The following is a 24,286-nucleotide window of genomic DNA, read 5'->3' as shown; positions in this document are numbered from 1 at the left end:
TCAATAGTCAAAGGAGTATTTCATATGACGATATCACAAAAAATGAAGCCGATTACTCCTTCTTACGATCCATGGGAAGCGTATATGGACCTTGAAGAGTACGGCAAACTACTATTAACAAATGTTGAATTTACAACGACGACGTTATGCAATATGCGCTGTGAGCATTGCGCTGTTGGTTACACGTTACAGCCGAAAGACCCAAATCCGCTTCCGATGGATCTTTTATTAAAACGATTAGATGAGATTCCTCATTTACGTTCTTTAAGTATTACTGGCGGAGAACCTATGCTTTCAAAAAAATCCGTCGACAACTATGTAACACCACTCTTAAAATACGCCCATGAACGAGGCGTTCGCACTCAAATCAACTCTAACTTAACTATAGATTTAGCACGTTACGAACAAATTATTCCTTATTTAGACGTGTTGCATATCTCTCATAACTGGGGAACAATTGATGACTTCGTTGAAGGCGGATTTGCAATGATGGAGCGTAAACCTACTTACGAACAACGTGCAAAATTATTCGAAAGAATGATTACAAATAGTAAGGCTCTATCAGATGCAGGTGTACTTGTATCGGCCGAAACAATGTTAAACAAAAGAACTCTACCACATATTGAACATATTCACCGTCAAATCGTCGAAGAGATGGGCTGTAAACGTCATGAAGTTCACCCAATGTATCCAAGTGACTTCGCGAGTAATCTAGAGATTTTAACAAAAGCTGAAATTCGTGATGCTATTGAGCATTTACTAGAAATTCGTGATGAAAATGTATGGATGTTATTTGGAACGTTACCTTTCTATGCTTGTAGCGATGACGAGCGAGACATTGCCACATTTAAAAAATTACAAGAGAGCAAAAATGTCACTGTTCGTAATGATCCAGATGGCCGTTCTCGTTTAAATGTAAATATTTTCGATGGAAATATTATTGTAACGGACTTTGGTGATGTTCCACTTCTAGGAAACATACAAACAAACACATTACAAGAAGCATATGACAAATGGAGTGCTTCAAAAACAGCAAAATCATTAAGCTGTCACTGTCCTGCAGTAAAATGTCTTGGACCAAATGTTCTTGTAAAAAACAGCTACTATCCGACAGAAGATTTCTTATCAAAAACAGCAAACATTACATTATAAAAAAACGTCAGCTTATAAGCTGACGTTTTTTTACGTTATTGCGAGTGGGAAGAAGAAATGAATTTAAAAAATAAATGATCATGAATTGGAATCGCCGCTCCAATTCCTTGAGAAGTAATATTTTTCACAACAAGTCTTTTTTGATTTCCCTTTAATACAAGATACACTTCTCCAAATGTTACTTTTCCCTTTTCATTTACTGCTGGTGTATAAGCGTATAAATATCCGAGTTGACTCGGACTAATATTATACACACGCTCATGTCCAGTACCATAACCAATAGTTGTTTTAAACGAAAGGGGCAATTGTACTTTTTCAAGCGCTTTGAGAAGCATCATTTTTTTCACATCTGCAGCATCTTTCATATCTGCTGTTAAATCGCCTTCAACCGTCTTTTGTGTTTCTTGCTTATAGCGAAGTGGATATAAACGGTCTCCTCCGCGATTATCATACACATTTCGATTCACTTGTTTATATTCCCAATTAATCGATGTGTCTACTGATTCATAATGTAAAGCCCATTGACCTAAATAAATTTTTGCCCGGTACCCTACTGCAAGCGGCGCATTTGAAATTGTCGTTTCATTAAACATCCGAATTAAGTCTGGATTTTCAATTTTAATATTAGCTGTTTTCAATAGTTCTTGAGCAAACTTACTTGGCTGTAAACGTGGCAAATCTTGCGCATCATTTGGAAATGTATTGTCTTTTGAAATATTTAAAACAGATGAAGGCATTTTTGTTCCTACTGTTGTCTTTGCAAAACTCATGTTAGGAAATAATAAAATAAACGAGACCATAGTTGAAAGACATATGCTGTATACTCGTTTCACCTGTCTGGCTCCTTCCTATGTAAAGGTATATATACTACTTTGTTTATTGTTTTCTCTGAGCACAATTGTTATGCCTATTTTTCATAATAAATAAAAACCAATTCCCATAATGACATACGCGGCTAGTAAAGTGCCGCCTTCAAACCAGTTTGTATCTCCATCATTTGAAATCGCAATCGTTAAGAAAACGGCTGTAATCATAGATACAAGTTCTGGTATGGTAAATACTAAAGGCATCCTCTGCGCGAAGAACATAGATAGCAATACTAGTACAGGAGCAACAAACATGGCGATTTGTAATGTAGAACCTATTGCAATTTCGACTGCAATATTTACTTTATTTTTATAAGCCATAATAATTGCAGATGCATGTTCCGCTGCATTTCCAACAATTGCAACGATAATAACCCCTATAAATAATTCTGACCAACCAAATGATTTTGCAACAGTTTCAAAAGTATGCACGAGCGCCTCTGATACATAAGCTACCGCCAGTGTTGCTATCGCTAAAATAAGGAGTGCCTTCCCTTTCGACCACTCTGGCTCTTCTTCATGCGCTACTTCGTCACTTTTATGTTGATATACACCACGGTGCGTAACTAACTTAAATAGTAATGCAGCAATGTACATTATAATCATAATAATAGAAACACCTATACTTAATTGATACGTCTTGCCAGCGTCCATCTTCATTGAAAAGATCTCTGGAATAACAAAGGCCACGACAACAGCAAATATTAATAAAGCTGAATTATGCCTTGCATCGTAAACGTTAAAGCTTTGCCTTTTATATTTAAGTCCACCTACAAAGAAGGATAGTCCTCCTACTAATAATAAATTTCCAAGTACAGAACCCGTTAAAGAAGCTAACACCACTTCAATTAACCCCGCTTGAAGTGCAAAAATTGAAATGATAAGTTCAACAGCATTACCGAAAGTAGCATTTAATAATCCGCCTATTCTAGGACCAGATACAATTGCTAAACTCTCTGTTGCTCTCCCCATAAAACCAGCTAACGCGATAATCGTAATACAATACACAGCGAACATAATTGTTTCTGGCCAATGAAGTGTTTTTCCAAGTACAGATAGTGGTACACCTATAAGTGCTACTATAAGAAATATTTTATTAAACATGCTTTTCACCCTTCCATCGTATGTATTTCTCCACAATATTATTATTATTCTTCTCCTAACTTGTCCGATTTCATCACAATTACGTTTAAAAAATCGGATTGAAGAAAACAGTATGAAAGATATTTAAATTATCTTGTTTAAACAGACAGAATTATAAATTGTGAAAAGGGGTTAAAATTATGCACTTAAAAGAAAAAATCGCAACTATTATTCAAGGTCAACGTACCGGTGTATTATCTACAGTACGAAATGAGAAACCTCATAGCGCCTTTATGATGTTTTTCCATGAAGATTTTGTACTGTACGTTGCAACAGATCGACAATCAAAAAAGATAACAGATATTGAAAACAATCCTAATGTCCATGTATTACTCGGACGAGAAGGGAAAAAGTTAGATGAAGATTATATTGAAGTTGAAGGATTAGCTTCAATTGAGGAAGACTCGACATTAAAAAACAAGTTTTGGAATAATAGCTTAAAACGTTGGTTACTCGGTCCTGAAGACCCTAATTACGTATTGATAAAAATCAATCCCGACACAATTTATTACATCGATGGTGCCGGTACGACGGAGCCTGAGATTTTACGACTATAAAATAAAACAAGCCCCCCTTAGGTGGGCTTGTTTTGTCGAAAAGTTCTTTTGAAAAAAACAATAAAATAGGTGGAACTTTCTAAAGATTCTGTTATATAATAGCAGTAACTTAAATAAACTGTATTAAAACAGATTGAGAGGAGAAATAAAATTGATGAAGAGAGAAGAACGCAAAAACATGATTGAGTTTATTGAAAAGAAAAAAGGGATTGAGCGTGACGAATTACTGTTTATGACAGACGATGAAGTAGAACATATTTATAATGTAACGTACTTTTTATATGAGGAAATTGCAGAGTAGTATAATAATCCCCACCTTATTAAAAATATAAGGTGGGGATTATTTCGTTATTTAGCCCACTATTTGCGGGCAGTCAAACTCCCACCTTAAAATTCAGGTGGAACAAGAAGTTAAGTTGAAGTCGTGCTTCCTATAAACCTCAATTGCTTCAACTTTATACATGAGAATCATTTTCATGTATAATACTGTAAGATTGGAGGAATTTTACTATGAGTTCGTGGCTCTTGTTTGCACTATTATCAGCAATTGCTGCTGCCCTTGTATCGATTTTTGGAAAGTTTGGTTTAGACGGCATCGATGCAAACGTTGCAACAACAATTCGATCTATTATTATGGCATTATTTATGATAGGCGTTATTATCATACAAGGTAAATTTCAAAATATCGGCGACGTACTGCTAAATAAAAAAGCACTGCTATTTATCACATTAAGTGGGGTTGCAGGTGCTTCGTCATGGCTATTTTATTTTCTTGCCCTCAAAACAGGAAAGGTTTCACAAGTAGCTCCTGTCGATAAATTAAGCGTCGTATTTTCTATCATTCTCGCTATGATTATCCTCGGTGAAAAGTTAAACTTTATGACCGGTGTTGGTGTAGTCTTTATTACAGCTGGTGTATTATTTATTGCTTTCAGCTAAAAAAACCGCTATTAGCGGTTTTTCTTTTTCTTTATGTACAACCATACAACACATGTAACAACTGCTGAAATTAATAAAATCCATATTCCATAATGATGTAAACTATACTCAACGAAGCGCCACTTCTCGCCTAACTTCCAGCCAAGCCCAATAAAAACACTTATCCAAATGAGCGCACCACCGTAAGCGTACAAACAAAAACGCCAAAGTGTCAAATTTGATACCCCAGCAAAATATGCTGTTAAATGACGTACTCCCGGTATAAAATAACCAATCATTAAAAGAAATGGCCCATATTTTTCAAATAAAATATGTGTTTTTTCAATGTGATGTTCTTTAATTCTAATTTTCGGCCCATATTTCTTTAAAACAGGGAGCCCAAGTTTTAAACCTAATATGTAGCTTAACGTGATCCCTAACATCGCACCAGCCATCCCACTTAAAAAAGCAGCAGTTCCTGACATAACTCCTTTTGAAACATTATAACCAACAAAGGTCAATAAAAACTCGTCTGGTATCGGTAATCCGACAATCCCACCAGCCAAAGCTATAACAATTCCAAAATAGCCATAATGCGCGATTAACTCGCCAATATGTTGTTCCATTCGGAAGACACATCCTATGCACGATCGTTATTCCACATTGTACCCTTTCTATCTTTAAGGCAAACATGGTATACATATTCACTATACATTGTTTTTATAATGAACTCTACTTCTATTCTTTCCTTTAACAGAGATAAAATTAAACTTCAATCCGCGTGGGTTTTCTTCATCCTCTACTGATTATTAGCCTACATCCATCAGGCTTCTACAGGTATCTCGCCTCCGACATAATTCACTTACATTCACTAATTTTGAGATTAGATTCTTACTGCCTGCAAATGTCCTGATAAAAAATAAAAATTCATATGCGTGTTTTTTTGTTACAATAAAGGAAAGTTACTTTTCGCAACGGTTTAACTCTCAAGAAAAATGATATATCTAGCAAAAACATAGTTTGGTCTATATAATACAACTTCTACCTATTAAAAGAACATGAACCCTTTTACATACAACATCATTTTTCTAAATTATACAGGGGGGAACGAACATGACCATTGAAAATCAATTTATTCAAAAAGTTTACTATAAAACATTTTTAACAGAAGAAACTTCTACTCCTGCATCGGAAGTACTCGGTGAAGCATATATAAATGAATCTAAAAATGAATTCTCCAACATTTCTAATATTCGATTTGCTCAAGGTGAATTTTATTATCAAAATAAAGATTTTGAAGCAGCTATATTTAAATGGGAAAAAGTTAATAATACTCTTGCACTTTGGGCAACAAAAAATATTGCAGATGCTTATTTTGAACTAGGATTCCTACCAAAGGCAGAAGAAATTTATCAATCTATTCAAACAGAAGATACAACTCTTACGATGGAAGTTTCATTACAACTTCTTTCTCTTTATATCGAACAAGATCGTTTAGGACTTGCTTTTAAGACGATTAGTGAAGCTGTTGCATTCCAACCGGATTACCCAAATATTACTGCAATTGCACGTTCTTTCTATGAAAAACAAGAAGATTGGAACAACGCTATCGAACTAGCTGTTCAAGAAGGTATTCGAACACAATCTTTACACTGGTTTGATACATTAATAAATTACATAAACAAAGGATTTACTAAAAATATTAAGCCTGAATATTTCTATGAGTCTTTAAAAGCTCTATATGCTGTTGATCAAGCTCAATTTAAAGAACTTGTTATTGCTCTTTGGAATAGCTACCAACATGAATCCTTATACCTTCCTTGGATTCAAAGTATTAATCATTTATTCTTGCATATTGAAACAGACAATAATGACGATTGGAATGAAATTTCTACTCGCTATCAAGAAACATACTTTGCATTAATTACCGGAAATCATTTTATGCATGAATTAAACGGACTTGTACCAAATCTATTAACAAATTGGTTCAGTTTAACGAAAGCAAAAGATTCTCTAGTTGTCACTGCAGCAGTATTAGCATGGAATGAAGTCTCACCTACAACTTTAGAATCATTACTCGTAAAAAGTGCTGGATCCTTACTTTCTAATACATCAGCTGAAGCAGATGTAAATATGGAAACAGTTTCTCATTTATTCGAAACAATCGCTGTATGGGCTGAGAAAAATGATGTAGATTTAAGTCATCAATTTACGCTACTCGTCCATGAACTATGTGATTTAAATGTCACACCACTACTAATAGCTGGAACTAGTGACCATGATAAAACATCATTTGTTAATTCAATATTAGGAGAGAACATCTTAACTGAAACTTTAACAACTCCTATTCTATTTAAAGACGCTAGTCAAACTGAAATAACAGAATTTACCGAGTTAGATATCAGAAATATCTCTAACCTTGATGAATTCCATCAAATAACGGCTACATCTGCTCAGTCAGAACTTGAGAAAAAATGTATAGAAATTAAGCTACCAAGTAGATTTTTAAGAAAAAATAAGTTTACATTTCTTATTACACCATCCATTCAAGGACAATTGGATAAAAACAATGCATACTTTGAATACTTACAAGCAGCAGATAGCCTTGTTTACGTATTAAATTCTTCTTCACCATTGCATAGTGAAGAAATTGATACGTTAATTTATTTACGTGAACAAGTACCAAACTTACAAATTCACTTCGTATTACACACAAATAATACGACTACTAATGAAAAACTAATTAGTAAACTTAAAGTACATTTTCCAGATGCACAATTCTTCCCATACTCTCCTTCGCAAGAGAGTAGTCAGCAACTTGGAGATGTAACAGAATCTATTCTCTCTAATCTTGCAAAACGCGATATAGAAAAAGAACGTATAGAAAAGCTAATATGGTTTACGCAAAAGACAATTGCTTATCTCATAAATGAACGTGTGGAATTAGAAAATACATTAGTAAAATCCGTACGCTGGAATAAACACATCTCAGTGAAACTTACTGGATTTATTAATAACCTTACTGCTCTTGAAAAAGATAAAATTCGCTCTATTACCGAATCCTATCTTTTAACGAAAGAAGAAATTACACGAGATATACATTCTCAAATTCCTGAATTATTACAGAGCTGCTCTGATCTTGTTCAAGAAGATAGTGATTTCAAACTAGTTCATGAAGAATTAAATGCTGCAATGAATGAACGAGTTCAAAAGCATGTACAACAGGTACTTCTTCCTAAATTTACTGGGTCTATTCAAGAATGGATTGAAACAGCACATAATGAATTTATTCAAGCTCAAGCTTATTTAGATGAAATGAGTGAAACGTTTAATAAATTATATAAAGAAGAACGTATGAAACTTCCTTGCGATTTCAAATTATTAGATGATTGGAATCGAGATGTTGTACGAATGACAAATCGAATTACAGTAACGAACATCAATATTTTATTACGCTTTACACCAACACAGTTTTTCTTAAAAAGTGCCGGAAAATTATTTGGTAATATGCAAAAAAACCAATCTATGCTCGCCAACAAATATAAACAATATATTGAAACAGAAGACTATACAGAAATTGCTCACACAATTTCAAAACAATTCTTCCTACAATTTGAAGTATTTGAAGGTGCATTAGAACGTGATATCATGATGTTCTTTAAAGATCCACTTAGCATATTGAAACAAAATGTGGATGCAGCTCAACTTGAGATAAAGGAAGACGAGCAAACATTAGCAACGCTAAGAAGCAATCCAGAAACATATCATGATCCTTTAGCGCTATTTAAACTACAATTGCTACAACATAAATTTGTTTTAAGTACTACAAAGAAACATGAAAATATCTTTGTATCTAACGAATCTCCTACTGTTTAACAAAAAAACCAAGCAAACTAAAATTTGCTTGGTTTTTTACTTTATTATCTTCATATTTTCAAACGGATAATAAATGCCTGCTAACTTACCTAACACATCTTCTCTATCAATAAAACCTAAACCATTTCTACTATCTTTACTTATTAAGCGATTATCTCCCATAACAAAAATCTTATTTTTAGGAACTGTAATCGGTCCAAAGTCCTCTGTTAAATTCATAAGTTTTTTTTCTGCTTGTTTTTTATTACTATCCAAATACTCTTCATCTATCACTTCAGAATTCACATATAATTGATCATTTCTCATCTCAATTATATCTCCAGATAATCCAATCACTCTTTTGACATAAAAATTATCTGTTTTCACAACAATAATGTCTTCTCTCCCATAGCTTTCAAATTGTTTTGCTAACTTATTAACAATTACCTTATCTCCATCTTGCAACGTCGGCCTCATGGATGCTCCTTTTACAGTCGTCGGAAAAAACACAAAAATTTTCGCCAAAAACACCAATAAACACGCAATTGCAATAGTTCCAAAGAATTCACGCCAACGTTTTTTCTTTTGCATCATTTCACCAACTCATCATCTTTTTACTTTTATTATAAATAATACGACCGATTATTTTCTACAAAATTCTGAATTATAAAATTATAATATTAGAAATTTAAAAATAAAAATACTGATTAAATTAAACAAGCAAAAAAGATACTCTCAAAATAGTCTATTCACTATTTTGAGAGTATCTTTTTATAATCCCACATATACAATACACATTTGAGCAGCTACATATGTAAACCAAATCCAAAGTGGCTCATACTTCAATTTACGCCCTCCGATATCTGTCACGCCAATAATAAAATCAGAAATCACAAACAGTAAACCACCAAACGCTGGTATCCACCATATTCCTGTATTTTCATAATATAAGGCGAATGCAAAGCAAGCCATTCCTCCAACCCACAATCCGTAAATTAGAGCTCCTATCGTAAACAATTTATCCTGTTTATCATTTCGGATAAAGAAGAACCATCCTACAATTAGAAAGAGCCCATATACGAGTAAGCCAATCCAAAAACCATTCCACGAAATTCCTGTTTGCAAAAATGCTTTTACATAAAAACAATGAGCAAGAGCGAAAGTAACCATCCCACCAATTAACCTGTGACCAATTGGAATCAGCCCAGCCATAAACAAATCTCCCACAGTCGATAAAGTCATACCAAGTGCAACCCACGTACTATACTCTACAGATGGATCTTGTAACCATATCCAAATTGCACTACCTGTTAAAGAAAAACTAAGAATAAGACGGATTGCTAAAGGTAACGGCATATTATCTTTCGTTCTTTTTGTCTGCCGCATTGCATAAATTGCACCAATTAAAAAAAGAAGTATTTGCCCAATTAACACCACGTAAAGTAGATTCATAATATGTTCTCCTCAATAAATGCTTTTTGTATCTTTTTTCGTTACACTTAGTCTATTATCCTTTTTCTATAAAAAAGAAGAACAGTACTGTTCTTCCATTGTAATCGCTTTTCTGCTTTCTATGCTACTTGTTTTTCTTTCTCTATTTTTTGCTTAGCTGGCGTCCGATTTACCACAATAATTCCCGCGGCTACACATGCTAAACCGAGTAACACAAATGAATGAATTGCTTCACCTAAAATCATGCTCGATAATAACACACCAAATACGGGTATAAAGAACATATACATAGATACTTTTCCAACCTTATTGTACTTCATAATTGTATTCCAAATGCAAAAACCAGCTGCAGATAAGAAAGATAAATAAATCAGCATAAGTAGTGCATGTAGACTAAATGTAAATGGCATTACTCCAACTTGTAAAGCCCCTATACATAATAATCCTATAGAACCAAACATCATTTGGTATGCTGTCATATAGCCAACATCTAACGTTTTACTACCTTCTTTCGCTAATATGTTTCCATATGAATACAGCATTGCTGCACTAAGAAGTAATAAGCTTCCGATTCCAAAATGAAATGATAAGCTACCATCACTCGGCACATTTACTAAAACGACGCCACAAAAGCCAATCGATACGCCAATTATTTTTCTCATATTGAGGGCATTATCTTTATATAAAAAATGGGCGAGTAAAATTTGAAAGAATGATGATGTCCCTGAAATGATAGCTCCTTCAATTCCCGAACTATAACTCATTCCAATATAAAAACAGATATATTGAAGAAACGTTTGGAATAAACCAATTTGTATTAACTGTTTCCCCGTTCCTTTTTTGAAGCTCATATCTTTTCCTAACACTTTAAAGAATAATAAGAGCATGAATCCAGATAAAAAGAAACGATAACCGGCAAATAATATTTGCTCTCCAACTTCTTGTGGTTGAATTCCAAGTTCAACATAACTTAATTTAATAAAAGGAAATGCGCTTCCCCATAAAAAAGTTGCTACTATTGCAGCAATAAATACGCCAATCGGATGGGTAAAAAATTTCTCTGTCTTCACTTGTTGTCTTCCTTTCCGACCTTTTTATGAACAATATTCATATATACCAAAGGAATTGCGAAAACACAAGTTTTCCGTTTATACTTGAAACAAAACCGTACCATCTCATAAAAACATATGATATACTATAGAATAATTACAACATAAGAACGATTAAAAACAGATTCAACAGAAATGCTGCTATCCATTATGGATGGCAGCTTTCGTCGTTTTATAGGGGTTTCGATTTTGATTATTTTTCTCAATAAGAATTCGGAAGGAGCGAGTAGTAATGAACTCAGAAGTAAAAACGTTACACGCAAAAGAAACAATTTCTCATCCCTCTTTATGGGACACATTAAAAAAACATTATGAACTTGTATTTGCAGTGGCATCTGGTATTTTTATTTTAGCTGGCTGGCTATTCACAAGGAACGATGCAATAAATGTAGGTATTACTTGCTATATCCTTGCTTATATAGTTGGTGGATATGCAAAAGCAAAAGAAGGAATTGAAGATACGATTGAAGAAAAAGAGCTAAATGTTGAAATGCTAATGCTCTTTGCAGCTATTGGTGCTGCAATTATTGGCTACTGGGCAGAAGGGGCTATTTTAATCTTCATCTTTGCACTCAGCGGTGCTATGGAATCTTATACGTTAAGTAAGAGCCAAAAAGAAATTTCCGCTCTTCTTGACTTACAACCTGAAGAAGCATTACGTATTTCCACCGGAACTGAGGAACGTGTTCCTGTTGGAGAGTTACAAATTAACGACATTATTTTAATTAAACCCGGTGAACGTGTTCCTGCTGACGGTACGATTCATAACGGTGAAACAAATATCGATGAGGCAGCAATCACAGGAGAACCTATTCCAAATGAGAAAAGACATGGCGATGAAGTATTTGCCGGTACTGTAAATTTACGTGGTGCTATCGAAGTTAAAATTACGAAGCCGAGCGATCAAACATTATTCCAAAAGATTATCCGTCTCGTCCAAAGTGCACAAAGTGAAAAATCACCATCACAACTATTCATTGAAAAGTTTGAAGGAACATACGTAAAAGGTGTACTACTCGTTGTTGCGCTTATGATGTTCGTTCCTCATTTCTTACTTGACTGGAGCTGGAATGAAACGTTTTATCGCGCTATGATCTTACTTGTAGTCGCATCTCCTTGTGCGCTCGTAGCTGCCATTACACCAGCTACGTTATCAGCCATTTCTAACGGAGCGAGAAACGGTATTCTCTTTAAAGGCGGTATACATTTAGAACGCCTTGCTTCTGTGAAAGCAATCGCGTTTGATAAAACAGGAACATTAACAGAAGGTAAACCTACCGTAACAGATGTATATGTTCGAGAAAATATAACAGAAAAAGAATTACTTTATATTACAGCATCAATTGAAAGTCACTCTACACATCCTTTAGCTGAATCCATTGTTAAATATGCACAACATGCGTACGACATTACTTTAAAAAAACCAGAAAAGGTTGAAGATGTAACTGGTTTTGGTCTAAAAGGAATATTGGAAAACAACGCTTATAAAATAGGTAAAGCTGATTTTATCGGTGAAGAAACAAAGACATTTCATAATGGTATTTCTGCCTCACTTGAAAAAGAAGGTAAAACTGTCGTTTATATTAGTGATGAGGGAGGCATTCTTGGACTTATCGCTTTAAAAGATACGCTTCGCCAAGAAACAATAGCTGCTATTCGTGATTTACAAAGCATTGGTGTCGAAGCAATTATGATTACTGGAGATAATGAAGAAACGGCAAAAGCAATTGCCTCTGAAAGTAATATAAAGGAATATTACGCATCATGCTTACCAGAAACAAAAGTTGAAACGATTAAAAAGTTAAAAGAAAAATATGGTACAGTAGCAATGGTCGGAGACGGTATAAATGATGCACCTGCACTAGCTACTGCTAGCATTGGTGTCGCAATGGGAGAAGGAACAGATGTAGCTTTAGAAACTGCAGATGTTGTACTGATGAAGAACGAACTATCTCGCCTTTCCCAAGCAATTCGTTTATCAAAACGAATGAACCGTATTGTGAAGCAAAACGTAATCTTTTCGCTAGCCGTTATTGCCATGCTAATTTGTTCAAACTTCTTGCAATTTTTAGCTCTTCCATTCGGTGTTATTGGCCATGAAGGAAGTACGATTCTTGTCATTTTGAATGGCTTACGATTACTAAAAGGAAGCAAATAAAACGGGTCCCTCATAGAGGACCCGTTTTTTTTTAGTGATAGCTATTATGACCGTTCGCACTGCTACTCGTTTTATGCTTTGGATGCGAACTGCTCTTTTGTTTATTATTACTTTTATTATTATGGTTCTTTTTATTATTACTCATGAAATATCCCCCCTGTTCCTTTTTATTATGGAACAAGAACTCATTATTCATTACGGGAATTATTGTCACCGGTTCTATAATGGTGGAGTAAACCATTAATTTCACCGCCAAGTAAAATTACCCATCCAGTTAAATAAAACCATAACATTAAAATAATGATACCACCGAGACCACCATATGTATTGGCGTAATTCGCAAACTTATCTACATAATAAGCAAATGAGTAAGACACCACAATCCATCCTACAGTAGCAAATAACGCCCCTGAAATAACTTCTCTTCTTTTTAACTTTCGATCTGGTGCAAATGTATATAAGAAACTAAACAAAGCAAATAGTACGAAGAAACTCGCTACTAATCGTGTAATGCTCCATACGAAAGAAAAACTATCTGATAAACCGAGTGCTTTAAACACTGCTGCTCCAATAACTTGTCCGAATACCGGAACAATTAACGCAAAGACAATCATAAAAATAATAGCTAATGTAAACACAATTGATAACGCTCTTGTTGTAATAAAAGAACGTGTTTCCTTCACGTCATAAGCGCGGTTAAAAGCATTCATAACCGCATTAACACCATTTGAGGCAAACCATAACATGGATAATAAACCAAATGATAATAAACCACCATTTTGCTGGTTTACAACTTTATCTACATTTACCTCAATTAAGTTCATTGCATCATCTGGTACATAAACCTCTAATAAACTAAGCACATCCTCTGTTTGAATGGGAATAAATCCAAGAAGCGTAATTAAGAAAACGAGCCCAGGAAAAATTGCAAGCAAGAAGAAATAAGCGAGCTGTGCTGCCAAGCCCGCTACATCATCGCGCATCGTCCGGTCATATAAATCTTTACCAAACGAATAAGTACGATTTCTTCTCACCTTTTCTAAAATTTTTCTCATATATGTTTAAACGCTTTTCTTCTCTTCTTTATCTTGCTTTAACTCAATGTACGCTTCAGTTTTTTTTTCCACTGCATTTGAGTCTTTTATAAATAATTCACGCGCTTCTTTCATACCACCATCTTCAGCAACTACTGGCTCTTCTTCTGCTTTCAGCTCATCTACCTTTGGAGATACAGCTTGAATTTCAATCGTTTCTGGCTTTTCTTCTGGCTCAACTTTTTTCTTACTAAAAATTTCTTTCGTTTCTTTTAACGTCTCTACAACAGATGGCGTTAATTTTTTAATTTCTGCTACTTTCGCTTTTACCACATTGAAATCAGCAAGTTCGCGTCCTTTATCTGTAACAGTTTGCACTTTTTCTTTGATCTTTGCATTTTCACCAATTTCAATCATCTTTGTTTTTGCTTTTTCTGCTGTATTTTTTACTTTTTCACGGTTTTCTTTCTTTAACATGGATACAGCTACACCTGCCGCTACACCAATCGCAATGTTTCGAGCAATATTATTTTTCTTTGCCATATTCCTTCACCCTTTCATTTCTTATGTTAGAAAGTATTTCTTTCTAAGCTTCCTCATATTCCTTGTTCATTTCGAATGAAAGCTAATAGCTTTGCACACCCTTCTGTTACAAGGTCATATACTTCTTGGAAATTCCCTGTATAGTAAGGGTCAGGAACGTCTGTCCAGCCACCGTCTGGAACAAAGTCGGACAGCCTACCAATATAGCCTCCAGTTTTACCTAAACTTTTTAAATCTGCTATATTCTTGTTGTCCATGGCAATAATATAATCAAACTTTGTTAAGTCTTCTTTTTCTACTTGCCTTGCTTTAATTCCTTCAAAAGTGACTGCATTTTCTTTTAAAATTTTTTGTGTTCCTTTATGTGGCGGATGGCCAACATGCCAATCTCCAGTTCCTGCAGAATCAATGACAATTTTCTCTTCAAGTCCCTCTTTTACGACAAGATTTCGAAAAATCGCTTCTGCCATCGGAGAACGGCAAATGTTCCCAAGACAAACAAACAATACTTGAACCATGTTTTTGTTTCTTCCCTTCTTGGTGCATTTCTTCATATATACTTATAGTATAAACAACCAATTATGAAATATAAAGGAAATCCCTACTAATTTAATAGGATTGAAAAGATCCATTAACGAAAATGATAAAAAATGTTAAGATAGCCTTATGTTATTTTAAAGGGGGACACTTCGGTGGATTTATCCGTAAAGTCAGAAGAAAACGTTGAATACATGGTCGAAGCTATTAAAGAAAAATTACGTATGGTTAATGCTGGAGCGATGAGAGCTGCTAGTTTTAACGAAGAAATGTACGAAGATTTACGTGACATTTATGATCATGTTATGAAACGTGAAACATTCAGCATTAGTGAAATGCAAGCTATTACAGAAGAATTAGGTACATTAATTAAAAAGTAAAAAAGCCTCTCTTATATGAGGCTCTTTTTTATTTCCAACAAATTCATGACAACTCTTCTCTTTCCCTCAACCAACTGTAAAATATTGTACAATAGAAGTAGAACCTCACCTTAGATTTTTTCTCCATACATACTACTCACAAATAATAGCAACACTACCATTGCTAACTGTTTTTACTGGAGGTGCTTACTTATGAGCAATTGGTACAGTAAGACGAAAGATCAAACATTGATTGACCTAGAAACAAACGAACAACACGGTTTAACAGATGAGATTGTAAGTGAACGTTTAAAGCAATACGGTTCTAATGAATTAGCTACAAAACAAAAACGCACTTTATGGCACCGTATTTTCGCCCAAATTAATGACGTCCTCGTATATGTCCTTATTATTGCTGCCCTTATTTCTGCCTTTGTAGGTGAATGGGCGGATGCCAGTATTATCGCGCTTGTTGTAGTTTTAAATGCTGTTATCGGTGTTGTCCAAGAATCGAAAGCAGAACAAGCTTTAGAGGCATTGAAAAAGATGGCAACACCTAAAGCTATCGTCAAGAGAAATGGTGAACTAAAAGAAATTCCATCTGAGCACGTCGTTCCAGGGGATATCGTTATGCTCGACGCCGGACGATATATCCCATGCGATTTACGCCTTATTGAAACCGCAAATTTAAAAGTTGAAGAATCTGCTCTAACTGGTGAATCTGTCCCTGTTGATAAAGATGCAATCTACCACCCTTCCATGCAAAGTGATGAGCAAGTACCACTCGGCGATCAAAAAAACATGGCATTTATGTCCACTCTTGTAACATACGGAAGAGGCGTCGGTATTGCTGTTGAAACTGGAATGAACTCACAAATTGGTAAGATTGCTACCCTTTTACATGAAGCAGACGATGATATGACACCACTTCAAAAAAGCTTAGCACAAGTCGGCAAATATTTAGGCTTTGTCGCTGTAGCTATTTGTATCGTTATGTTCCTCATCGGTTTTTTACAAGGCCGGGATACGTTAGAAATGTTTATGACTGCTATTAGTTTAGCCGTTGCAGCTATTCCAGAAGGCTTGCCAGCTATCGTTTCCATCGTTCTTGCAATTGGTGTGCAACGTATGATTAAACAAAACGTTATCATTCGGAAACTACCAGCTGTTGAAGCCCTCGGTTCTGTCACAATTATTTGTTCAGATAAAACAGGTACGTTAACGCAAAATAAAATGACCGTTACTCACTTTTATAGTGATAACACATACGATCACTTAGAAAGTTTAAATGTAAATAATGATGCGCAACGTCTATTGTTAGAAAATATGGTGCTATGTAATGATGCTTCTTACAATAACGAATCACAAACGGGAGACCCGACTGAAATTGCACTTCTCGTTGCTGGAACCACTTTTAACATGCAAAAAGATCATTTAGAAAAAATACATGAACGTGTTAACGAAGTACCTTTCGATTCAGATCGTAAAATGATGTCAACCGTACATACATACGATGAAAGCTACTATAGCATGACGAAAGGCGCTATTGATAAGCTCTTACCTCGATGTACCCATATTTTTAAAAACGGCAAAATCGAGATTTTAACTGATTCTGATAAAAATCAAATATTAGAAGCTGCCGGAGCAATGTCTCAAGAGGCTTTAAGAGTACTTTCATTCGCATTTAAACAATACAATTCAAACGATGTGGATATAAATCATCTTGAAGAAAATCTTATCTTTATTGGTCTTGTCGGTATGATTGATCCACCACGAACTGAAGTGAAAGATTCAATTACAGAATGTAAAAAAGCCGGTATTCGCACAGTTATGATTACTGGTGACCATAAAGATACCGCCTTTGCAATTGCCAAAGAACTTGGCATTGCTGAAGAAATATCGGAAATTATGATTGGAACTGAATTAGATAACATTTCTGATACAGAACTAGCTAGCAAAATTAATCATTTAAATGTATTCGCTAGAGTCTCTCCAGAGCATAAAGTGAAAATTGTAAAGGCATTACGCGCGAAAGGAAATATCGTTTCTATGACTGGTGATGGCGTCAATGATGCACCATCTTTAAAGCAAGCCGATGTCGGCGTAGCGATGGGCATTACAGGAACAGACGTTGCAAAAGGGGCAGCGGATGTTGTGTTAACAGATGATAATTTTTCATCTATCGTGAAAGCTGTTGAAGAAGGTAGAAATATTTATCGCAACATAAAAAAATCAATTCTCTTCCTACTCTCTTGTAACTTCGGAGAAATTATCGCTTTATTTTTAGCAATTTTACTCGGCTGGGCAACACCACTACGACCTATTCATATTTTATGGGTGAATTTAATTACAGATACACTGCCTGCATTATCACTTGGGGTTGATCCTGAAGATCCAGATGTGATGAAGGAAAAACCACGACATGCAAAAGAAAGCTTATTTAGTGGTAGCGTTCCTTTCCTAATTTTCAATGGAGTTATCATTGGACTTTTAACGCTAATAGCTTTTATCGCCGGAGCAAAATTCTATACTGGAGATACAAATTTATTCCCTCTTTTCCCAGAGCGAATTGATGACGATGCTCTATTACACGCTCAAACGATGGCATTTGTCGTTCTTAGTTTTTCTCAGCTCGTTCATTCATTTAACTTGCGTTCAAGAACGAAATCAATTTTTTCAATTGGGATCTTTACAAATAAATATTTAGTTTTCTCCCTTCTTATCGGTGTTCTTATGCAAGTTTGTATCATCTCCATCCCGCCCCTTGCAAATATATTCGGTGTACATGCATTAACGATGCGAGATTGGGGATTTGTTCTCTTATTGAGTATCATTCCACTTATTGTGAATGAGATTATTAAATTAGTGAAGAGAAACTAAAAGGCAATGAGGAATATTCCTCATTGCCTTTTCATTTATCCTTGTAATTCTTTTTTGATATTCTCCGTTAATGTAGCCATACGCTTGCGGCTTTCTTCACGCTCACGTTTATTTTGTTCTTCAATTTGTTGTGTTTCTTGCATACCTCTTGAAATAATGTTCCAAGTTTCCTCAAGCGTTTCCATCTTAATACTAGAAGAACCTGATAATCTCGCTACTTCTACACTTTGCGTTGCGATATTTTGTGCATTTTTCTTAAGTAATTCATTTGTACGGCGATCAAGTTCAGCCATAGAATCTGCAACAAGCTTTTGACGTTTCGCATTTACTGCTTGAATGATACCATTTTTAAAGATAGGAATCGTTGTAATAAATGCTGTATTGATTTTACCAATTAATTTATTATTACCACGTTGAATCATGCGAATTTGCGGCGCTGTAAGTAGCGCAACCATACGCGCTTTTTCTAAATCATCAATACGTTGCTCTAAAATTTCAACCGAGTTTTTAAGCGACTCTAATTCAATACCTGCTAATTGATCATTATTACGCACGCGCTCTTCATACATCGGAACTAATTCTGTATTTAAACGCTCTAATAGCATTTCTCCTGCTACTACGTACTTCTCTAAGTCTAAATAATATTTTAAGTTTTGCTCATACAAGCCATCTAACGTTCCAATTGATTTTTTCATCTCATCTTGGTACTTCGTAATTTCCACATAAACCTTATCAATTTCGCGGCCCATCGTTTGATATTTACTAAAGATTTTTTCTATCATTTTATCCGCTTTTTTGAACATGCGCGAGAAGAAACCACTTTTTTCTTCTGCAAAGTCTTTACTATCAAATCTGTCCATAATTTTACCAAGTTGCTTTAACAATTCACCAGAATCTTCTATCTTTGATAATGACATTGTATGTAAAATTTGATCAGCAAAACGTGAAATTTCCATAGAAGGTTCTTTTCCAAGTTCAATTAATTCCAATTGATCTTTAATATCTACTGCGTTATAAATACGTTGCACATCTGCATCTTGTCTAAGTTGCAAGCGAACATCTTGTGCGGTTTGCTCATTCAATTCAGTTTTCGAATCTAGTACGACTGGGTTATTCATATGGTATTCTCCCTTTCCTTATAAAAATGGACGAAATAGTCCTTTTATTGTTTGTGATAAATTTTTATAGGCTGATGAACCATGAAACTCAAGATCGAAATTAACTTCTTCAAGCCAATGGGAATCAAATGCTCCCGCTTCAACATATGGTTCAATATCGTTTCTGCCCGTGGGATTGAAATGGAATACATCTACTCCAATTTGATTCAAAAATAGTAATAAAACAGCGTCAGAACGAGTTAATTCTCCGCTCTTCTCATTATTAAATATAACAATTTTCGGTACATCTTGTGAATAATCAAATTTCTCAAGCTGTTCTAAAATATTGGGTGGTATTTGAGAAAGTTGTGCGAAAACATATAGCGCTACATCTTGTTTCGTCTCTTTCGCAATTGGTTTGCACATTTCACTTTCGCACGTATGGATAATCGCCTCTGCAATCCCATGTTGTAAACCTTCCGGTAAACGCTTATGCGGCCACCAATGGCTATTCATAATTAGATCAGGATGTAATTTTCCAGCTCGGTCCAATGCATCTCGATAATGATATTGGAAGTTTGCTTTTTGCTCTTTCGTAAACGGGAATGTATTAATTAATAAACTGTTATCAAATGATGTAACAGCCTTTAATCGTTGAAAATATTCTTTATCATTCTTTGAAACGCCTGATATTTTCGCAAATAAAGAAGGAATATAAATATGTTTATTTTCAACAAAGAATGTTGGACGTACAAATGCCTTTTCTTTCGTAATTAAAAAGAGTTCATCATATGTCGTTTTTAACGTACGTGCTACAGGTGTATACGAACGGAATTGCCACGGTTTATATAATAGTGAATTATCGTGGTGAAGTACTTGTTCAATTTCTTTCGAAGCTTGATACGCTACTGTTGCAACACGCTCGCGGCGGCGATCAGGGAATGGTTCAAGAGAAATGCGACCCGGATGGGACACAATAAAAGTTCTTCCCTCTTCATCAATATTTTCAAATCCATCTTTTCCTTCGGGGTGATAATAAAGCACATCACAACCGAGCATAATAAGAAAATATAAGAAATATATACGGCTTTCCTGTGCATCACCATACCAAACGATACGTGGCATCTGTTTCTTATAATTAATCGTAGAGAACCACTTCGCTACGTAATTTTCGCTTAGTTTAATTATGTCGATTAAGAAACGACGGAAGCCTTCTGTCTTTAACGACTGATTATGTTGTTTCTCATATAATTTCAATACTGCAATAAACGTCGTATGTATGTAATGCTGTAAATCAGGGTTGTCTACTTTCGGTAAAAGTTGTTTCCCAGATAAGTGTGCAACTAACCTATTTACTGTCAGACCATTTGGTGCTTCTTGATGTAATCCGAACACTTCTTGAATATGACGAAGCTTTTCTGAATCAATCACTTTGTTTAAATTTTGTTCGTGTAAAACTTCGATTCCTTTCGCTTCACTATAATCAAACAGTTCATTAAAATATTCATCTACATCATTAGGAACGCCTAGGATTCGACATGCTATATAACTAAATTTCATCTCATTCTCTGTCAGCTCATATTGTGGGCGTTTTTCTAAAAGCGCTTCAAATTGCTTTAAATCTGATTCATCTTTTAATGCATATGGTTGAAGTGTAAAACGTGAAAACACAACAGTTCACCTCCAAAAACATTTACGTTTTTTCTAAGTCCTTCTTCTATTATAAACTATTTTTGGTTATAAAAAATGGGCGCTCGCAAAACGAGCAAACCCATTTCAATTATTTATTGTCTTCTTTAGTAGCTGCTACTTCTTCTTTAGCTTGTCCAGAATTCTTCATATAGTGAAGTATAAATGTTGCTCCAAATGCTACAACTAAAATAATGAAGAACACTGTATGGCTTATTTCAATATGAATAACAGACAATAACATTTTTGCTGCAATAATTAAAATTAAAATATATGCTGTCGTTTCAAGTTCTGGAATACGCTCTAACAATTTTAAGAATACACCAGCGATACCACGCATCATTAAAATACCTAGCATTCCGCCTAATAGTAAAATCCAAACTTCATTAGATACACCAAATGCAGCAAGTACGCTATCTACAGAGAATGCGATATCCATTAATTCAACCATCGCAACTGTTCCCCAGAAGACACCGAACATTCTGAAGAGAATACTATTTTGGTTCATACCATGAGATTCCTCTTCTTCTGCATTACCTTTTCTTTTATCAATGAAGTATTTAACTGAAAGCCACGCTAAGTAAAGTGCACCTAACACTTTTACCCATGCTAATTTAATTAAGAACATCCCGATTCCAATCGCAATAAAGCGGAACACATAAGCTCCAATAAGTCCATAGAATAATGCTTTTTTACGTTTTTCTTCCGGAAGGTGTTTTACCATTACCGCTAACACAAGTGCGTTATCAGCAGATAACAACCCTTCAAGTACAACAAGTGTACCTATTAATCCCCAAGATACTGGATCTTGCAACACTTTAATCCACATGTCCAAGTCGAAAAACTGAGCATACGTATCAAGGATTCCTTGCAAAATACTCATCTTACCTTTATCCCCTATTCTTTGCTAGATTTATAGAAAGGTCAAAAAAAGGAAACGAATATCGTTTCCTTTCTATGCATCCAAGCCATACGCTCTTACAAGCGCACCTAAACCACCTTGGAATCCACTTCCTACTGCATTAAACTTCCACTGTCCATTATGACGGTATAATTCACAAAAGACAACTGCTGTTTCGATGGAGAAATCTTCCCCTAAATCAAAACGAAGAACTTCTTCATTCGTCTCTTCATTCGCTAAACGAACAAACGCATTTCCAACTTGCCCAAAGTTTTGACTACGGCCTTCTGCATCATAAATCGTAACTGTAATAGCAATTTTATGAACATCTGCTGGAACCTTCTTCAAATCTACAACAAGTTGCTCATCGTCGCCTTCGCCTTCGCCTGTACGGTTATCTCCTGTATGTAAAACAGATCCACAAGGAGACTGTAAATTATTATAGAAAATAAAATCAGTTTCCTTCGTACATTTTCCGTTTGCATCTAATAAAAAGGCAGATGCATCTAAATCGAAATCTGATCCACCGTCATAAGATTTAATATCCCATCCAAGACCAATTACTGCTTTTATTAAACCAGGGCTTGTCTTACCTAAATCGATTTTCTGTCCTTTTTGTAATTGAATAACCATCTATATTCACCTCTATATTTTTATCTTTAAAAATATATCCATCGGTATACACGCATTTCACCGATGGATATATAAATCAAATCTATTACTCTACATCTAAACCAAAATTATTACATAGAGACGCTAATCCACCTTGGAATCCACTTCCGATTGCATTGAATTTCCAGTCACCTGCATGACGATATAATTCACCTACTACTACGGCTGTTTCAATAGAGAAATCTTCTCCTAAATCGTAACGAATTAATTCTGCATTCTTTTCTTCATCTAAAATACGTACGAAAGAGTTAGAAACTTGTCCAAAGTTTTGGCTGCGTCCTTCTCCATCGTAAATCGTGATTGTGAAGCAAATACGTTCGATATGTGCAGGTACATTTTTCAAATCTACTTTAATCGATTCATCATCGCCTTCACCTTCGCCAGTTCGGTTATCTCCTAAATGCTCTACAGCACCATTCGCACCTTTTGGGTTATTATAGAAGACGAAATCCTCTGCACCTGAAACTTTACCGTTAGCACCTACTAAGAAAATACTAACATCTAAATCGAAATCGTTTTGTCCATCATAACGATTCGTATCCCAACCAAGTCCTACAAGAACTTTTGAAAGACCTGGATTCGTTTTTGTTAAGTCTACCTTTTGTCCTTTTTTCAATGAAATTGATGCCATATACAATTCCTCCTCGGTTATTTTATTGATAACGTGATACAATCTCACTTAAGTTTTTATCTTGTGTTCCTTCTCCAACTGCTGAAAACTTCCATTCACTTCCGTGACGATACATTTCACCTGCAATTAGAGTCGTTTTGCCAGCATAATTATCCGATAAATTATAGCGTGCTAATTCTTCAGCAGTTTGCGGGTTTTGAATACGAATATATGCATTACGAATCATCCCGAAATCTTGACGACGATTTACACAGTCATAAATATTTACAACGAATACTAAACGATTAATACGGCTCGGAACTTTATGTAATTCTACGAAAATTGTTTCGTCATCACCAGCGCCTTCGCCTGTTAAATTATCTCCTGAATGAATAATACTACCACAAGTAGAAAGTTTATTTCCGAAGTAAACTAAATCATTTTTGTTTAAAAAACGATCTCCTTCTAACATAACAACAGATGCATCACAATCTACATTTGGTTTACTTCCAAATAATGAAGACAGAAATCCACCTGATTGCCCAATTGGATCCCAGCCTAAGCCAACCTGTAGTTTTGCTACTTTTGGTTGTCCTTTCGTTAAATCGATCTTTTGACCTTTTTCTAAAATAATAGGCATGAAGTTTCTCCCTTTCTACAAAGCATTTTCCAAATCGGAAAATATTGTATTCTTCTCTTATATTGTAGCATTATTTACCTAGCGATAAAAAGGATAAATTCTCAGTTATATGAA

At 35.0% G+C, this 24,286-nt stretch carries 23 protein-coding genes; 8 read left to right on the top strand and 15 right to left on the bottom strand.

Translation table 11 applies throughout. The annotated features are described in order from the left end of the window. Window positions 1-24: 24 nt before the first annotated feature. Window positions 25-1,152: a radical SAM/CxCxxxxC motif protein YfkAB gene (gene yfkAB / locus ACQRBL_RS02160; protein WP_000156022.1), complete on the top strand. Its 1,128-nt coding sequence runs from the start codon at window positions 25-27 to the stop codon at window positions 1,150-1,152. Between the two features lie 35 nt (window positions 1,153-1,187). On the opposite strand, the gene ACQRBL_RS02155 is transcribed toward yfkAB, so the two are convergent. Continuing rightward, window positions 1,188-1,985, bottom strand: coding sequence for a YfkD famly protein (locus ACQRBL_RS02155; protein ID WP_002083605.1), 798 nt, complete (start codon window positions 1,983-1,985; stop codon window positions 1,188-1,190). A gap of 81 nt (window positions 1,986-2,066) precedes the next feature. Then, on the bottom strand, window positions 2,067-3,122 hold the full coding sequence (cax, locus tag ACQRBL_RS02150) for a calcium/proton exchanger (RefSeq protein ID WP_000482131.1): 1,056 nt from the start codon (window positions 3,120-3,122) through the stop codon (window positions 2,067-2,069). A 179-nt stretch (window positions 3,123-3,301) separates the two neighbouring features. On the opposite strand from cax, the gene ACQRBL_RS02145 reads away from it, so the two are divergent. From ACQRBL_RS02145 to ACQRBL_RS02135, 3 genes are all read left to right on the top strand, one after another. Then, window positions 3,302-3,718: a pyridoxamine 5'-phosphate oxidase family protein gene (locus tag ACQRBL_RS02145; RefSeq protein ID WP_411996140.1), complete on the top strand. Its 417-nt coding sequence runs from the start codon at window positions 3,302-3,304 to the stop codon at window positions 3,716-3,718. A 154-nt stretch (window positions 3,719-3,872) separates the two neighbouring features. After that, window positions 3,873-4,019 carry a BH0509 family protein gene (locus ACQRBL_RS02140; RefSeq protein WP_000817786.1) on the top strand — a complete coding sequence of 49 codons (147 nt, stop codon included), beginning with the start codon at window positions 3,873-3,875 and terminating at the stop codon, window positions 4,017-4,019. 209 nt (window positions 4,020-4,228) lie between these two features. Continuing rightward, window positions 4,229-4,657: an EamA family transporter gene (locus ACQRBL_RS02135; RefSeq protein WP_000100296.1), complete on the top strand. Its 429-nt coding sequence runs from the start codon at window positions 4,229-4,231 to the stop codon at window positions 4,655-4,657. Between the two features lie 11 nt (window positions 4,658-4,668). On the opposite strand, the gene ACQRBL_RS02130 is transcribed toward ACQRBL_RS02135, so the two are convergent. Further along, window positions 4,669-5,262, bottom strand: a complete 594-nt coding sequence (locus tag ACQRBL_RS02130; protein WP_000434878.1) for a DedA family protein — start codon at window positions 5,260-5,262, stop codon at window positions 4,669-4,671. 487 nt (window positions 5,263-5,749) lie between these two features. Here ACQRBL_RS02130 and ACQRBL_RS02125 point away from each other — a divergent pair, with 487 nt between their 5' ends. Continuing rightward, complete coding sequence (locus tag ACQRBL_RS02125) at window positions 5,750-8,512, top strand: tetratricopeptide repeat protein (protein ID WP_411996139.1); 2,763 nt, start codon at window positions 5,750-5,752, stop codon at window positions 8,510-8,512. Between the two features lie 36 nt (window positions 8,513-8,548). On the opposite strand, the gene lepB is transcribed toward ACQRBL_RS02125, so the two are convergent. The 3 genes from lepB to ACQRBL_RS02110 all read right to left on the bottom strand — a co-directional run bounded on the left by lepB (window position 8,549) and on the right by ACQRBL_RS02110 (window position 11,013). Further along, window positions 8,549-9,085 (bottom strand): signal peptidase I, encoded by a 537-nt coding sequence (lepB, locus tag ACQRBL_RS02120; RefSeq protein ID WP_000983309.1) that lies wholly within the window; start codon window positions 9,083-9,085, stop codon window positions 8,549-8,551. A gap of 177 nt (window positions 9,086-9,262) precedes the next feature. Further along, window positions 9,263-9,943: a lysoplasmalogenase gene (locus ACQRBL_RS02115; protein ID WP_001051080.1), complete on the bottom strand. Its 681-nt coding sequence runs from the start codon at window positions 9,941-9,943 to the stop codon at window positions 9,263-9,265. A gap of 119 nt (window positions 9,944-10,062) precedes the next feature. Next, a complete protein-coding gene (locus tag ACQRBL_RS02110) occupies window positions 10,063-11,013 on the bottom strand; it encodes a DMT family transporter (RefSeq protein WP_411996138.1) in 951 nt (316 codons plus the stop codon). 271 nt (window positions 11,014-11,284) lie between these two features. On the opposite strand from ACQRBL_RS02110, the gene ACQRBL_RS02105 reads away from it, so the two are divergent. Next, on the top strand, window positions 11,285-13,210 hold the full coding sequence (locus tag ACQRBL_RS02105; RefSeq protein WP_063546352.1) for a heavy metal translocating P-type ATPase: 1,926 nt from the start codon (window positions 11,285-11,287) through the stop codon (window positions 13,208-13,210). Window positions 13,211-13,398: 188 nt separating this feature from the next. Here ACQRBL_RS02105 and ACQRBL_RS02100 read toward each other — a convergent pair whose 3' ends face one another. The 3 genes from ACQRBL_RS02100 to ACQRBL_RS02090 are packed head-to-tail and all read right to left on the bottom strand — an operon-like array spanning window position 13,399 to window position 15,305. Beyond that, a complete protein-coding gene (locus tag ACQRBL_RS02100; RefSeq protein ID WP_001226536.1) occupies window positions 13,399-14,265 on the bottom strand; it encodes a YihY/virulence factor BrkB family protein in 867 nt (288 codons plus the stop codon). 6 nt (window positions 14,266-14,271) lie between these two features. Next, the gene (locus tag ACQRBL_RS02095; protein WP_001085387.1) at window positions 14,272-14,787 is read right to left on the bottom strand and encodes a DUF4075 domain-containing protein; all 516 of its coding nucleotides are present in this window, start codon (window positions 14,785-14,787) and stop codon (window positions 14,272-14,274) included. A gap of 53 nt (window positions 14,788-14,840) precedes the next feature. Then, window positions 14,841-15,305 carry a low molecular weight protein-tyrosine-phosphatase gene (locus ACQRBL_RS02090; protein WP_000250916.1) on the bottom strand — a complete coding sequence of 155 codons (465 nt, stop codon included), beginning with the start codon at window positions 15,303-15,305 and terminating at the stop codon, window positions 14,841-14,843. 174 nt (window positions 15,306-15,479) lie between these two features. Between ACQRBL_RS02090 and ACQRBL_RS02085 the strand changes: the two genes are divergently transcribed. Continuing rightward, the gene (locus ACQRBL_RS02085) at window positions 15,480-15,704 is read left to right on the top strand and encodes a DUF1128 domain-containing protein (RefSeq protein WP_000366196.1); all 225 of its coding nucleotides are present in this window, start codon (window positions 15,480-15,482) and stop codon (window positions 15,702-15,704) included. 192 nt (window positions 15,705-15,896) lie between these two features. Further along, a complete protein-coding gene (locus ACQRBL_RS02080; RefSeq protein WP_411996137.1) occupies window positions 15,897-18,563 on the top strand; it encodes a cation-translocating P-type ATPase in 2,667 nt (888 codons plus the stop codon). Between the two features lie 35 nt (window positions 18,564-18,598). On the opposite strand, the gene ACQRBL_RS02075 is transcribed toward ACQRBL_RS02080, so the two are convergent. The 6 genes from ACQRBL_RS02075 to ACQRBL_RS02050 form a co-directional block, all read right to left on the bottom strand. Next, window positions 18,599-19,681, bottom strand: coding sequence for a toxic anion resistance protein (locus tag ACQRBL_RS02075; RefSeq protein WP_153217494.1), 1,083 nt, complete (start codon window positions 19,679-19,681; stop codon window positions 18,599-18,601). 18 nt (window positions 19,682-19,699) lie between these two features. Beyond that, window positions 19,700-21,331 (bottom strand): YceG family protein, encoded by a 1,632-nt coding sequence (locus ACQRBL_RS02070; RefSeq protein ID WP_000492846.1) that lies wholly within the window; start codon window positions 21,329-21,331, stop codon window positions 19,700-19,702. Between the two features lie 109 nt (window positions 21,332-21,440). Next, the gene (locus ACQRBL_RS02065; RefSeq protein WP_023520991.1) at window positions 21,441-22,232 is read right to left on the bottom strand and encodes a TerC family protein; all 792 of its coding nucleotides are present in this window, start codon (window positions 22,230-22,232) and stop codon (window positions 21,441-21,443) included. 72 nt (window positions 22,233-22,304) lie between these two features. Further along, window positions 22,305-22,883 (bottom strand): TerD family protein, encoded by a 579-nt coding sequence (locus ACQRBL_RS02060; RefSeq protein WP_411996136.1) that lies wholly within the window; start codon window positions 22,881-22,883, stop codon window positions 22,305-22,307. A gap of 85 nt (window positions 22,884-22,968) precedes the next feature. Further along, window positions 22,969-23,553, bottom strand: a complete 585-nt coding sequence (locus tag ACQRBL_RS02055; RefSeq protein WP_000146729.1) for a TerD family protein — start codon at window positions 23,551-23,553, stop codon at window positions 22,969-22,971. A gap of 22 nt (window positions 23,554-23,575) precedes the next feature. Further along, complete coding sequence (locus ACQRBL_RS02050; RefSeq protein WP_411996135.1) at window positions 23,576-24,172, bottom strand: TerD family protein; 597 nt, start codon at window positions 24,170-24,172, stop codon at window positions 23,576-23,578. Window positions 24,173-24,286 lie beyond the last annotated feature (114 nt).

Source organism: Bacillus sp. AF62 (genome assembly GCF_050312695.1).
Lineage (GTDB): Bacteria > Bacillota > Bacilli > Bacillales > Bacillaceae_G > Bacillus_A > Bacillus_A cereus.
This window is presented reverse-complemented; position numbering and strand designations above follow the sequence as displayed.